12 protein-coding genes are annotated in these 13,841 nt (G+C 38.1%); 3 read left to right on the top strand and 9 right to left on the bottom strand.

Translation table 11 applies throughout. The features are described 5' to 3' along the window. Window positions 1–11: 11 nt before the first annotated feature. Window positions 12–638 carry a succinate dehydrogenase cytochrome B558 gene (sdhC, locus tag M1D66_RS04910; RefSeq protein ID WP_000678354.1) on the bottom strand — a complete coding sequence of 209 codons (627 nt, stop codon included), beginning with the start codon at window positions 636–638 and terminating at the stop codon, window positions 12–14. 300 nt (window positions 639–938) lie between these two features. Here sdhC and M1D66_RS04905 point away from each other — a divergent pair, with 300 nt between their 5' ends. Continuing rightward, complete coding sequence (locus M1D66_RS04905; RefSeq protein WP_000042226.1) at window positions 939–1,388, top strand: YslB family protein; 450 nt, start codon at window positions 939–941, stop codon at window positions 1,386–1,388. A gap of 115 nt (window positions 1,389–1,503) precedes the next feature. On the opposite strand, the gene uvrC is transcribed toward M1D66_RS04905, so the two are convergent. The 8 genes from uvrC to M1D66_RS04865 all read right to left on the bottom strand — a co-directional run bounded on the left by uvrC (window position 1,504) and on the right by M1D66_RS04865 (window position 10,341). Continuing rightward, complete coding sequence (gene uvrC / locus M1D66_RS04900) at window positions 1,504–3,288, bottom strand: excinuclease ABC subunit C (RefSeq protein WP_000544296.1); 1,785 nt, start codon at window positions 3,286–3,288, stop codon at window positions 1,504–1,506. 149 nt (window positions 3,289–3,437) lie between these two features. Continuing rightward, the gene (gene trxA / locus M1D66_RS04895) at window positions 3,438–3,752 is read right to left on the bottom strand and encodes a thioredoxin (RefSeq protein WP_001018943.1); all 315 of its coding nucleotides are present in this window, start codon (window positions 3,750–3,752) and stop codon (window positions 3,438–3,440) included. A 211-nt stretch (window positions 3,753–3,963) separates the two neighbouring features. After that, window positions 3,964–4,941: an electron transfer flavoprotein subunit alpha gene (etfA, locus tag M1D66_RS04890; protein ID WP_000101945.1), complete on the bottom strand. Its 978-nt coding sequence runs from the start codon at window positions 4,939–4,941 to the stop codon at window positions 3,964–3,966. A 36-nt stretch (window positions 4,942–4,977) separates the two neighbouring features. Continuing rightward, the gene (gene etfB, locus M1D66_RS04885; RefSeq protein ID WP_001029028.1) at window positions 4,978–5,751 is read right to left on the bottom strand and encodes an electron transfer flavoprotein subunit beta; all 774 of its coding nucleotides are present in this window, start codon (window positions 5,749–5,751) and stop codon (window positions 4,978–4,980) included. 78 nt (window positions 5,752–5,829) lie between these two features. Beyond that, the gene (locus tag M1D66_RS04880) at window positions 5,830–6,606 is read right to left on the bottom strand and encodes an enoyl-CoA hydratase (protein WP_000911292.1); all 777 of its coding nucleotides are present in this window, start codon (window positions 6,604–6,606) and stop codon (window positions 5,830–5,832) included. Window positions 6,607–6,617: 11 nt separating this feature from the next. Next, the gene (locus M1D66_RS04875; RefSeq protein ID WP_000742223.1) at window positions 6,618–7,205 is read right to left on the bottom strand and encodes a TetR/AcrR family transcriptional regulator; all 588 of its coding nucleotides are present in this window, start codon (window positions 7,203–7,205) and stop codon (window positions 6,618–6,620) included. Window positions 7,206–7,311: 106 nt separating this feature from the next. Continuing rightward, entirely contained in the window at window positions 7,312–8,997 is a 1,686-nt protein-coding gene (locus M1D66_RS04870; RefSeq protein ID WP_000414744.1) for a long-chain-fatty-acid--CoA ligase, read from the bottom strand. A gap of 189 nt (window positions 8,998–9,186) precedes the next feature. Beyond that, on the bottom strand, window positions 9,187–10,341 hold the full coding sequence (locus M1D66_RS04865; RefSeq protein ID WP_242555023.1) for a BclA C-terminal domain-containing protein: 1,155 nt from the start codon (window positions 10,339–10,341) through the stop codon (window positions 9,187–9,189). A 450-nt stretch (window positions 10,342–10,791) separates the two neighbouring features. Between M1D66_RS04865 and M1D66_RS04860 the strand changes: the two genes are divergently transcribed. Both M1D66_RS04860 and fhuB read left to right on the top strand, forming a co-directional pair. Next, window positions 10,792–11,766 carry an ABC transporter substrate-binding protein gene (locus M1D66_RS04860; RefSeq protein ID WP_025709894.1) on the top strand — a complete coding sequence of 325 codons (975 nt, stop codon included), beginning with the start codon at window positions 10,792–10,794 and terminating at the stop codon, window positions 11,764–11,766. A 7-nt stretch (window positions 11,767–11,773) separates the two neighbouring features. Continuing rightward, window positions 11,774–13,810, top strand: a complete 2,037-nt coding sequence (gene fhuB / locus M1D66_RS04855) for a Fe(3+)-hydroxamate ABC transporter permease FhuB (RefSeq protein ID WP_086386104.1) — start codon at window positions 11,774–11,776, stop codon at window positions 13,808–13,810. Window positions 13,811–13,841: the final 31 nt, after the last annotated feature.

The following is a 13,841-nucleotide window of genomic DNA, read 5'->3' as shown; positions in this document are numbered from 1 at the left end:
TCTCCCACTCCTTACTGGTTTGCTAGCTGTGGATCGATGAACGCTAATAATGCACTCACACCTACATAAGATAAACCTAAGAAAATAGCTAATGTTACATAAGTAGAGATTCTTTGTGAACGTGGAGATACTGTAATTCCCCAGCTGATGCAGAATGTCCATAGTCCATTTGCAAAGTGGAAAATTGTTGAAACAACACCAACTAAGTAGAATGCAAACATAGCTGGATTGTTTAAAATATCTGCCATCATATCATAGTTTACCTCTTTACCTAACATTGCTTGAATACGAGTTTCCCAGACGTGCCAAGAAATGAAGATCAGCGTAACGATACCTGAAATTCTTTGGAAGACGAACATCCAGTTACGGAAATAACCGTAAGAAACCGCATTGTTCTTAGCTGTAAATGCAATATATAAGCCATATATAGCATGGTACAGTATCGGTAAAAAGATGATGAAAATTTCTAGCGCATACCGGAATGGAAGGAGCTCCATAAAGCCTGCAGCTTTGTTAAAAGCCTCTGCTCCTCGTGTTGCAAAGTTGTTTACAATTAAATGTTGCGTCAAAAAGACACCAACCGGGATGACCCCCATTAATGAGTGCCACTTACGAAACGTATACTCGCGGCCTTTCATGTCCCCATTACCCCCCTTGAATGTTTGACTGCTGTTTTCAGATTAGTTTATGACAATAATGTTTTTTCACTATTGGCATAAGAAAAACTGAAAAAATTATTCGAAATATTTCAGCATAATTTGATACCAAGTTCATTTTACTCCTATTTTTGTCGAAGCGTCAAGAAAACGTATACATAATTTGCATATAATTTGCCAATTCTTTTTTTCTTCTTATATATTCAGATTTTCCTAAAGAAAAATCTGTTTTTATAAATGTGAAATGTTATATAATAATCCCTATAGAAAGAGGGGAATATTGTGAGTAAAAATACAATCGATACAACATCTTTAGAAGATGTTTCATTGAACGCCTTCGCTTATGAATTGCTACGTGAAGAATTACTACCTGATTTAATCGGCAACGATTTAGATGGTATTTTATACTGGTCTGGTAGAAACCTTGCAAGAAAATATCCGCTAGAAACAATTGAAGAAGTCATTCAGTTCTTTGAAAAGGCTGGCTGGGGCACTTTAAGCATTGTTGAACATAAGCGTCGTGAAATGCAGTTCCAACTTAAAGGCACACTCATCGCAGAACGTCAAAAACAAAAACGACATTCTTCTTATCAACTAGAAGCCGGATTCATCGCTGAACAAATCCAAAAGCAACGGAACGTCGTTGCAGAGTCATACGAAGAAAAGAAAAAACGTTCTGACTCTATTACATTTCTTGTAAAATGGGATATAAAAGATCTCATTGAAGTGTAAGCATTACCTACAGTCAACTAGACATATCAGTTTAGTTGACTTTTTTGTATTTTCATTCAGATGAGTTTATTTTAAATCTTCAGAAATTATACCAAAAAACAGAAGACGTTGTAAACTACAACGTCTTCTTATCTGTTAAATACGTATAAATCGTCTCCGCGACATTTTTCGGCATACCCGCTTCGACAAATTCCTCTATAGAAGCTTCTTTCATCTTCTTTAATGAACCAAAATGTTTTAACAATACCTTTTTCCGTTTATCACCGATTCCTGGAATATCATCCAATGCTGATTGAATGACAGATTTCCCATGTAATTGACGATGGAATGTAATCGCAAATCGATGCACCTCATCTTGAATACGCTGCAATAAATAAAATTCTTGGCTATTTCTCTCAAGCATCACAGGTTCCGGTGGATCCCCAATAATTAAATGGGAGGTTTTATGTTTATCATCTTTTACAAGACCTGCCATCGGAATATATAATCCGAGCTCATTCTCTAAAATATCACTCGCAGCCGCTAGATGGCCTTTTCCTCCATCAATAATAATCAAATCAGGTAAAGGTGAATTTTCTTTAAGCGCCCTTGTATAACGGCGCCTCACAACTTCTCTCATAGACTCATAATCATCTGGCCCTTGAACCGTTTTAATTTTATATTTTCGATACTCTTTCTTCGCCGGTTTCCCATCGATAAAAGCAATCATTGCAGAAACGGGATTTGTTCCTTGAATATTTGAGTTATCAAACGCTTCAATACGATACGGCGTTTCAATCCCAAGCTGCTTCCCTAAATGATCTACCGCTTTAATCGTTCGTTCTTCATCACGTTCAATTAAGTAAAACTTCTCTTCAAGAGCAATCTTCGCATTTTTATTTGCCAATTCTACAAGGTCTTTTTTCTTACCACGTTTCGGCTGCGTCGCTTCCACTTCTAAAAAGCGCTCTACTAATTCCGAGTCTATACTTCCTGGAACGACAATTTCCTTCGGCTTAAAATGACTACTGTTTTCATAAAATTGGCCGATAAACGTTAAAAAACCCTCTTCTGGTTCATCGTAAATTGGAAACATAGAAACATCACGTTCAATTAGCTTTCCTTTTCGAACGAAGAAAACTTGAACACACATCCATCCTTTATCCACTGCATATCCAAACACATCACGATCTACTAAGTCACTCATAATCATCTTTTGTTTTTCCATAATCGCATCAATATGAGCAATTTGATCACGCAACTCTTTTGCACGTTCAAACTCTAGTTTCTCTGAGGCCTCATACATTTTTATTTCTAGTTCTGAACGAACTTCTTTATGTCCACCATTTAAAAACTTAATAATTTCATCTACAATTTCTTTATTTTGTTCTTCCGTCACTTCTTTCACACAAGGCGCTAAACATTGACCCATATGATAATACAAACAAACTTTATCTGGCATATTCGTGCATTTCCGAAGTGGATACATACGATCTAGCAGTTTTTTCGTTTCATGAGCAGATTGTGCATTTGGATAAGGACCAAAATATTTCCCTTTATCCTTTTTTACGTTTCGAGTAATGAGTAAGCGCGGTTGCTTCTCCGCCGTAATTTTAATAAAAGGATATGTTTTATCATCTTTTAATTGAATATTATATTTCGGATCATATTTTTTAATTAGATTTAACTCTAAAATAAGTGCTTCTAAATTCGAAGAGGTTACAATATATTCAAAATCAACAATTTCTCCTACAAGCCGCAGTGTTTTCCCATCATGTGAACCAGTAAAGTACGAGCGCACACGATTTTTAAGCACTTTTGCCTTTCCGACATATATAACCGTTCCTTGCTTATCTTTCATCAAATAACAACCAGGTTGATCTGGTAAAATAGCCAACTTCTCTTTCAAATGTTCGTGCACTCGTCTCCCTCCATTTCCACATACTTAGCATTTTTATTTTCCCTTGAAAACATACTATGCCCAAACACCCAACATACGTTCTTTTATTGTAACGGAAAGACTGTAAAAAAGAAAATAAAAAAAGCTACCAAATGGTAGCTTTTTTTATTTTAGAAGTGTTTAGAAACTAATTCTACTAACGCTTCTTTCGGTTTGTAACCTAACGCTTGATCAACTACTTTACCGTCTTTTAATACGAAAAGAGCTGGAATGCTCATTACTTCGAATTGACGAGCAGTTTCTTGGTTTTCATCAACGTCTACTTTTACTACTTTTACTTTTTCGCCTAGTTCTGCATCAATTTCCTCTAATACAGGAGCGATCATTTTACAAGGTCCACACCAAGGTGCCCAGAAATCTAATAATACAACACCTTCGCTAGTTTCTGCTGCGAAGCTTTGGTCATTTGCGTTTACAATTGCCATTTTATTTCCTCCTTCAAGTATATTCTACCAAGAGTATATCATTAACTTATATACGTGGCGAATAATATGTATCGTTATGTATTGTAACAAAAAAATGTTCCTTTATACTATATAAAAATACGGATTAAATACTAAAAAGATGAGAGACAGGGGATCTCTCACCTTTTTCTATATATAGGGGTACTTCACTTGGAACTCAAGGGTACTTAAATCATGAATGTACTTTTAACTTTTTAAACTCTTCTGTTAAAAGAGGTACAACTTCGAATAAGTCACCGACAATACCATAGTCAGCTACTTTAAAGATACTTGCTTCTGGATCTTTATTAATCGCAACGATTATTTTTGAGTTAGACATACCTGCTAAATGCTGAATCGCACCAGAAATACCACATGCAATGTATAAGTCTGGCGTAACAACTTTACCAGTTTGACCAATTTGTAATGAGTAATCACAGTATTCAGCGTCACAAGCACCACGAGATGCTCCAACAGCGCCGCCTAGTACGTCTGCTAACTCTTTTAATGGCTTAAAGCCTTCTTCACTCTTCACACCACGTCCGCCAGCGATAATAACTTTTGCTTCAGAAAGATCCACACCTTCTGCTGTTTTACGGACAACATCTTGAATGATTGTACGTAAATCTTTCACATCAACTGTAATAGAAGATACGTCACCGCTGCGAGACTCATCTTTTTCCAGAGTTGCAATGTTATTTGGACGCACTGTCGCAAATAAGATGCCGTCTGTTACAATCTTCTTCTCGAATGCTTTACCAGAGTAAATTGGACGAGTGAAGATAACATTTCCACCTTCAACCTCTAAAGCAGTTACGTCAGAAACTAAACCAGCTTCAAGCTTCGCTGCTAATTTTGGTGATAAATCTTTACCAAGTGCTGTATGTCCAAAAACGATACCTTCTGGATTTTCTTCAGCATGTACAGCTAAAAACGCTTGTGCATAACCATCAGATGTATATGATTTTAATTTATCATTTTCAACTGTCACAACGCGATCTGCACCGTAATGAATCAATTCATTTGCAAAAGAGGCAACGCTGTCTCCAATTAGAAGACCTACTACTTCACCGCCTTCTGCAATTGTTTTTGCTGCTGCTACCGCTTCAAAAGAAACGTTACGTAGCGATCCATCACGAACTTCACCCATTACTAATACTTTACGAGCCATAGATTTTCCCTCCTGCATATATAATTTCGTATTTTATTAGATTACTTTCGCTTCTGTATGGAGCAACGATACAAGTTCTTTTACTTGATCTTGCAGCTCGCCTTGTAACACTTTTCCTGCATCTTTCTTAGGAGGCAAATAGATTTCAATTGTTTTTGTCTTTGCTTCCACATCATCTTCTTCTAAATCTAAATCATCTAATTCTAATTCTTCTAGCGGCTTTTTCTTCGCTTTCATAATACCTGGAAGCGATGGATAACGCGGTTCATTTAAACCTTGCTGTGCTGTTACTAAAACTGGTAATGAAGTTGCAATCACTTCTGTATCACCTTCAACATCACGCTCAATCTTCACATTTGTACCGTCAATTTCAAGTTTTGTAATTGTCGTTACATACGGAATATTTAACGCTTCAGCTACGCGTGGTCCTACTTGTCCAGATGCACCATCAATTGCAACGTTTCCGCCTAAAATTAAATCTGCATCTTTATCTTTTAAATATTCAGCAAGCACTTTTGCTGTCGTGAACTGGTCACCATTTTCTACATCATCTTCAATATTAATTAATACAGCTTTATCACAGCCCATTGCTAATGCAGTACGAAGTTCTTTCTCACTATCTTCGCCACCGACTGTTACAACTGTAACTTCTCCACCTTGTGCGTCTCTTACTTGAATTGCTTCTTCAATTGCATATTCATCGTAAGGGTTGATGATGAATTCCGCTTCGCCATCGTAAATTGCACCGTTTTTAATTACGATTTTTTCTTCTGTATCAAATGTTCGTTTCATGAGTACGTAGATGTTCATTCCATTTACCCCCTTGTTTTTCAGAAAGATTCTATCAATTTTAATTTTCTGTTAATTTATATTAAAAAAATAATTGAACTACCTGCCACTAAATGAAGGTTTACGCTTTTCTAAAAATGCAGCTACACCTTCTCTTCCATCTTCACTCGTAAATACTTCACCAAAAATCTGTGATTCACGTTGTACACCTTCATAGTAATGAGACGATTTTGTCGTTTGCAATAACTCTAGTACAGCACGAGTTGTTGCTGGACTTTTTCCAGCAATTTGTTTTGCAACTTTAAGCGTATCATCTAAAAGAGATTCTTCAGAGAACAATCCGTTAACAAGTCCCCACTTTAATGCTTCTGCACCAGTAATTGGTGTACTTGTTAACATCATTTCACAAGCTTTCGCTTTCCCAACATAACGTGGTAAGCGCTGTGTACCTGCAAAGCCAGGAATTAATCCAAGTGTTAATTCAGGTAAACCAAGTTTTGCACTTTCAGTTGCAAAGCGCATGTGGCAAGACATAGCAAACTCAAGGCCGCCGCCCAGTGCCGCTCCATGAATTGCCGCAATAACTGGTTTTGAACATTTTTCAACACGCTCAAACGTAACTTGTCCAAGCTGTGCTAATTCTGTTGCTTGCTTCGCTTCAGTAACAGATGTAAATTCTTTAATATCTGCTCCTGCTGAGAAGAAACGTCCTTCACCGTGAATAACAACAACACGAATGTTATCATCCTTTTCCACTTGATCAATTAATTCAGTAACGTCATGCATAACTTGTGAAGACATCGCATTCGCTGGTGCGTGATTTAACGTCGCCACCGCGATATGATCTTCAACTCTTACAGATAGGAATTTCAACATGATCCCTCCCATTATTGACGATAACCACAAGCTGCAATAAGTAGCCCGTGTACCGTTTTTGAAAGTGCGACCAGATCATACTTATGATCGCTCATTACCCAATTGGTCACAACTTCATCTACTGTTCCAAAGATCATTTGTCTTGCCACGCGAACATTTAAATCTGCTTGAAATTCACCTTGTTTTATACCAGTCTCTAAAATCTCATCCATAACTTGTAAGTAGCCTTTTAATACTTCATTTATTTTAAGGCGCAAGTCTTGATTGGACTGCCTTAGCTCTAATTGCGTAACGATAGCAAGCGGATCATTTTGCGACAACAGCAAGAAGTGCGTTTCTACCAACATGAATAACTTCGATACAGCGCTTTCAATTCCTGCTGTTTTTTGACGAATTGTTTCGACAAATTCTCCCATCTTCTCTTGGAATAAGGATATTAATATATCTTCTTTATTTTTAAAATATAAATAAATCGTGCCATCAGCTACCCCAGCTTGCTTTGCGATTTTAGAAACTTGCGCTTGGTGGTACCCATTCTCCGCAATCACAATGACTGCCGCATCAATAATTTGATTGTATTTCGGTCTATTTTTCTTCACTTTACTGTCCCCTTCAAGAAGATGACTGAATGAATAGTCATTCATATTCTTATAATACTGACTATTTAGAAAAGTGTCAATCCTATTTTTTCAAAAAGAAAGGGCCTTAGCCCGTTTGCTCATCCTCATTCTTTCTCTTCTCTTCATCTATTAGAACACGGCGTAAAATTTTCCCTACTGTCGTTTTTGGCAATTCATCTCTAAACTCATATACTTTCGGCACTTTATAAGCCGCTAAATATTTACGTGCAAACTGATTTAATTCTTCCTCAGAGCACTCCGTACCTTCTTTTAACACAACAAATGCTTTAACTGTCTCTCCTCGGTACGGATCTGGAACTCCAATTGTCACTACTTCTTGCACTTTTTCATGCTCATATAATACTTCTTCAACTTCACGAGGATACACATTAAATCCACTCGCGACAATCATATCTTTCTTGCGATCTTTTACATAGAAGAATCCATCTTCATCCATGTAGCCAACATCCCCTGTATGGAGCCAGCCATCTTGCAATACAGCCGCTGTTTCCTCTGGCTTATTCCAGTATCCTTTCATAATTTGAGGACCTTTCACTACAATTTCCCCTATTTCTCCTGGCGGTAATGCCTCACCAGTTTCAAGTGACATAATGATTGCTTCTGTATCTGGCCACGGAACTCCGATGCTACCTGGCACTCGCTTTTCCCATAAAAAATTACTATGTGTAACCGGAGAGGATTCTGTTAAACCATATCCCTCTACTAGTTTACCACCTGTAACTTTTTCGAACTTTTCCTGTACTTCTACTGGCAGTGGTGCTGATCCACTAATACAAGCACGAATAGAAGAAATATCGTATTCTTTTAAAAGCGGACTATTTAAAAGAGCGATATAAATAGTTGGTGCCCCTGGAAACAATGTCACTTTATGCTTCTTAATCGCTTCAAACACCATTTTCATATCAAACTTTGGAATAAGGACCATTTTGTATCCTTGCATAATACTTAAATTCATAACAGCTGTCATACCATAAACATGGAAAAATGGAAGAACCCCAAGAACGACTTCTTCTCCTTCTTTGCAATTATATAACCATTGAACTCCCATTAACGTGTTAGAGACGAGGTTTTTATGCGTTAACATAACTCCTTTCGGAAATCCGGTTGTTCCTCCTGTGTACTGTAAAAGGGCTAGATCATTTTCAGGATCACAAGGCACCTCAACATTCGTATTCACTTCTTTTTCTACTGAATTCCAAAGATGAATCGTTTCACTCTCTGATACTTTCACAACTAAATTCGACTGTTTTTTCTGCACAAATGGATACAATAGATTTTTAGGGAATGGTAAAAAGTCTGCAATACGAGTTACGATAATATGCTCAATTTTTGTAGCAGATTGAACATTCGTTACTCTTGGAAACACTAAATCGAGACAAAGAATTACTTTTGCTCCCGAGTCATGAAGCTGATATTCTAATTCTCTTTCTGTATACAGTGGATTTGTTTGTACTACGATACCTCCCGCAAGTAATGTGCCGTAATAACCAATTACAGCTTGCGGACAATTTGGCAACATAATAGCAACTCGATCACCCTTTTCCACACCGAGCTTTTGAAGATAATTTGCAAACCTCTTCACCTTATCATGGAAGTCCGAAAACGTAATATCCTTCCCTAAAAAGTGAAGCGCTTTCTTTTCTGGGTAGCGAGATGCCATCTGTTCTACATATCTATGAAGCGGCTGAATATCATAAGAAATCGTACTAGGAATTTCCTCTGGATAACTTTTCAACCATGGTTTTTCCACCTTCATTCCCCCTTCAAATACATAAAAAATAAATGAATGTTCATTCATGATGGTTATTTTCATTATATTATAGTCACCATAGTGTTACAATCATAATATTCTGACTTTTATATAACTATGCTTTACTTCATTAACTTCTTATTATATGTAGAAACTCTCTTACTCTTAAAAGAGTAAGAGAGTTTCTCATTAACTTAATCTTATAATTGTTAATACCGCTCCTGGGGTAGTTGTTGATAATGTCGCAACAGCTAACAAACCAAATAATTGTAAGCTAATAGCATCTCCTGCTGCAAGAGTTGTAATAATTGTTGCACTAAATGATGTGGTTGCTACCGCAGGAGAATTGATTGTTCCAGCAAGTGGTGCTCCATTGATTGTAATCCGTGAACTAACTAATAATGAAGCCGTTATATTAATCGAATATGAAATATAGTAATTTCCAGCATTTGCAACCGTAAATACTGTATTTCCCCCGGAAACCGTAATACCTGGACCGATATTTTGATTATTCGGAAGCGGGACATTCGTTCCACCTAGAAGTACTGATATCGCTGTTCCTGACGTATTATTTGCAAATGCATATGTCGCCGTGATACTTGTACCTGTAGCCCCGGTTGAGCCTGTTGCTCCTGTTATTCCTGTCGCTCCCGTTGGACCTGTTGAGCCTGTTGCTCCTGTTATTCCTGTCGCTCCCGTTGGACCTGTTGAACCCGTTGCTCCTGTTATTCCTGTCGCTCCCGTTGGACCTGTTGGACCCGTTGCTCCTGTTATTCCTGTCGCTCCCGTTGGGCCTGTCGCTCCTGTTGGGCCTGTCGCTCCCGTTGGGCCTGTCGCTCCTGTTGGGCCTGTCGCTCCCGTTGGACCTGTTGAGCCCGTTGCTCCTGTTATTCCTGTTGGACCCGTTGCTCCCGTTGCCCCTGTGTCGCCTGTCGCTCCCGTTGGGCCTGTCGCTCCTGTTGAGCCTGTCGCTCCCGTTGGACCTGTTGAGCCCGTTGCTCCTGTTATTCCTGTCGCTCCCGTTGGGCCTGTTGAACCCGTCGCTCCTGTTATTCCTGTCGCTCCCGTTGGGCCTGTTGAACCCGTCGCTCCTGTTATTCCTGTTGGACCCGTTGCTCCCGTTGCCCCTGTGTCGCCTGTCGCTCCCGTTGGGCCTGTTGAACCTGTCGCTCCTGTTGGGCCTGTTGAACCTGTCGCTCCCGTTGGGCCCGTTGCTCCCGTTGCCCCTGTCGGACCAACCTTAGGAACTGTCCCATCGCAACTAAAACAGCATGAATCAACATGTACACCATTTTGATTATTACACCCACAATATCCATTTACGTTATTGCTCCATGAAGACATGTTGATCACTTCCTTTACATTCGATCTTTTTAGCACAATCACCGACTTAAAAAACACCTATCTAAATAACAAAGAAATACTTTGCCTAGTCGGGGATAAAACCAGATTTCCTCCATACATTCTAGTAATTATTACATGCGATTCACTCTCCTTTTGCTTGTACTTTCGCCTTATCTCCACAGACTATTAACAATACACATTACACTATCGTACACAGCCACTTTCCCATTTAAACTTTCCACATTCGCCAATATTTTTAGTAAAGAGGCTTATTCTTCATAAATAGCGACTATAATATATAAAAATCCGTATAGTTCGTTATTTTTCGTCAAAATTTTAAAAATATATTGACACTTAAAATACCCTCATAGTATGATTTGGGTGTTGTAATTGATAACCATTTTCACTTATGGTGCTAGTTATAAAAAACACTTAATTTGGGGGCAGAAGATGAAGAAAATTCTCAGTATTTTCATAGTAGTTCTTCTATTCGCTGTTGGATGCGGACAGCAAAAAGAGGAGAAAAAAGAAACAAAAGCGGACAATAAAAATCAAGCTATAACAATTAAACACGCTGAAGGGGAAACGAAGTTAGATAAACCAGCGAAAAAAGTAGTTGTACTTGAGTGGGTATATTCAGAAGACTTATTAACACTTGGTGTTCAGCCAGTAGGGATGGCAGACATTAAGAATTATAATAAATGGGTAAATACAAAAACAAAACCGAGTAAAGATGTTGTAGATGTAGGGACACGTCAACAACCAAACTTAGAAGAAATTAGCCGTTTAAAGCCAGACTTAATTATCACAGCTTCATTCCGTGGTAAAGCAATTAAAAATGAATTAGAGCAAATTGCACCAACAGTTATGTTTGATCCATCAACAAGTAATAACGATCACTTTGCTGAAATGACAGAAACATTTAAACAAATTGCAAAAGCAGTTGGAAAAGAAGAAGAAGGTAAAAAAGTATTAGCTGATATGGATAAAGCATTCGCTGATGCAAAAGCAAAAATTGAGAAAGCAGACTTAAAAGATAAAAACATCGCAATGGCACAAGCATTTACTGCTAAAAACGTACCAACATTCCGTATCTTAACTGACAATTCTTTAGCTTTACAAGTTACAAAAAAATTAGGTTTAACAAATACTTTTGAAGCAGGAAAATCTGAGCCAGATGGTTTCAAACAAACAACTGTAGAATCATTACAAAGTGTACAAGATTCAAACTTCATTTACATTGTAGCGGATGAAGATAACATTTTTGACACGCAACTAAAAGGCAACCCTGCTTGGGAAGAATTAAAGTTCAAAAAAGAAAACAAAATGTATAAATTAAAAGGCGACACTTGGATTTTCGGTGGTCCTGAGTCTGCAACATCTTTAGCAACACAAGTAGCAGATGTAATGACAGCGAAGAAGTGATTACACAATGAATAGCTTACAACATACACTTCGAGCAAGTCTTGTATTCGGAGGAGGAGCAGCTCTCTTGCTCCTCCTTTTCTTTATTCATATCGGACAAGGTCAAGCAAACATTTCCTATAGTATGATTATTGATGCTCTTATCTCACCGAACCAATCGCTAGAACATCAAACTTTAATCATGCTTCGATTACCTAGAGCTGTAATTGCCATTTTAGCTGGAGGCGCTCTTGCTGCATCAGGGGTTATTTTACAAACGTTAACGAAAAATCCACTTGCTGAATCCAGTACAATGGGTATTCACTCTGGCGCATATTTCTTTCTAGTAGCGGCTACAATTTTCTTACCGAAAGGTTTACAAATGAATTCTCTTCTGTTCACATTTATCGGCGGTGCTATTACTGCTTTATTTGTATACCGTATTTCTGGTGGAAAAAAGGGAACCCCACTTAGAATGGCATTAGCTGGTATGGTTGTTACATTAATGCTCTCTGCCTTTACCGGAACGATGCAGCTTTTCTATGAAAATGAAACAGCTGGTTTATTTTTATGGGGAGCTGGCTCTCTTATTCAAAATAACTGGGATGGCGTTCAATTTGCTTTTCCATTTATCATTATTTCTTTCCTAGTTTTACTATTTATGTCTCGTAAACTCAACATTCTCTTACTTGGTGATGATGTTGCTATTTCTCTTGGTGAAAAAACAGCAGTAACACGTCTTATCGCCTTCATTGCTGCAATCTTTTTAACAGCAGTAATTGTTACTGTTGTTGGACCAATTGGCTTTGTCGGCTTAGTTGCACCTCATTTAATGCGCCTTATCGGATACCGTCAACACTTTACTCTTCTTCTCTCTTCTTTCTTATGGGGGGCAGTATTATTGCTTGGAGCAGATGTTGTCGGTAGATTAATAGATCCAACCGGTGCAGAACTTCCTGTTGGGGCAGTCACAGCAATGATTGGATCTCCTTGGCTTATTTACTTAGTGTATCGAATGATGAAGTCGAAACAATATATGAATGATAACGGTGCGAATACAGCTGGAGCTAGTTCCCGCTATTACTCTTATAAAAAGGTAATCATTATATCTATCACACTTTGTATTGTGACGATTGCTCTTGGTGTTACAATCGGTAGTAACGCTTATATCGAAAGCATTATAAATGTTATATCAGGTCAATTAACACAATTTGATAAAAATATGATGATGAATCTTCGTTTACCAAGAATGCTCGTTGCTGCTATTGCTGGCGCATGCCTTGCAATAAGTGGGCTTGTTTTCCAAGGTATATTACGAAATCCACTTGCCGATCCTTCTATTATTGGTATTTCATCGGGAGCTGGTGTTGGTGCTTTAACGATTATGTATGTCTTTCCTGCACTTCCTGGTTTCTTTCTACCAATTGGTGCATTTATCGGAGGACTACTTGCAGTAGGAATTGTCCTCTTCTTTTCATGGAAATCAGGATTTAGTCCAACAGCTCTCGCTTTAATAGGGATTGGTATTTCTGCGCTTGGCTCAGCAATTATTCAAATCTTTATCGTTAGAGCCAATTTGAATGTTGCCGCTGCTTTAACATGGTTATCTGGCAGTACGTATGCAAGAGGATGGAATCACTTAGAAAATATCATTCTATATCCATCTCTAATTCTTGTATTCATTATCTTTTTCTTAATAAAACAACTTGACGTTCTCGTACTTGGAGACGATTTAGCAACTGGACTTGGGCAACCAGTAAATAAGACACGTCTTGCTCTGATTGTGCTAGCGACACTACTTGCATCAGTAAATATCGCTGCTGTCGGTACAATTGCCTTTTTAGGCCTTGTCGCACCTCACTTAGCAAGAATTGTTGTTGGTATGAATCATCAAAGACTATTCGTTTGTTCAGCACTATTTGGAGCAATCCTTCTTTCTGTTGCTGACTTACTTGGACGTACAATCGCATATCCGAAAGAAATTCCTTCTGGTCTTGTCGTTGCTGTACTTGGAGCACCTTATTTCTTATGGTTGATGAGGAAGAGTGGGAAGAAAGTTAATTAAAAGACGGCTTCATATATGTGAAGCCGTCTTT

It is taken from the genome of Bacillus sp. PK6-16 (assembly GCF_056530295.1).
This window is presented reverse-complemented; position numbering and strand designations above follow the sequence as displayed.

Excerpts from the sequence above, each read along its gene's own strand:
- M1D66_RS04860 (WP_025709894.1), top strand. The coding sequence starts at position 10,792 with ATGAAGAAAATTCTCAGTATTTTCATAGTAGTTCTTCTATTCGCTGTT.
- M1D66_RS04865 (WP_242555023.1), bottom strand. The coding sequence starts at position 10,341 with ATGTCTTCATGGAGCAATAACGTAAATGGATATTGTGGGTGTAATAAT.
- etfA (WP_000101945.1), bottom strand. The coding sequence starts at position 4,941 with ATGGCTCGTAAAGTATTAGTAATGGGTGAAGTTCGTGATGGATCGCTA.
- sdhC (WP_000678354.1), bottom strand. The coding sequence starts at position 638 with ATGAAAGGCCGCGAGTATACGTTTCGTAAGTGGCACTCATTAATGGGG.
- etfB (WP_001029028.1), bottom strand. The coding sequence starts at position 5,751 with ATGAACATCTACGTACTCATGAAACGAACATTTGATACAGAAGAAAAA.
- fhuB (WP_086386104.1), top strand. The coding sequence starts at position 11,774 with ATGAATAGCTTACAACATACACTTCGAGCAAGTCTTGTATTCGGAGGA.
- trxA (WP_001018943.1), bottom strand. The coding sequence starts at position 3,752 with ATGGCAATTGTAAACGCAAATGACCAAAGCTTCGCAGCAGAAACTAGC.
- M1D66_RS04880 (WP_000911292.1), bottom strand. The coding sequence starts at position 6,606 with ATGTTGAAATTCCTATCTGTAAGAGTTGAAGATCATATCGCGGTGGCG.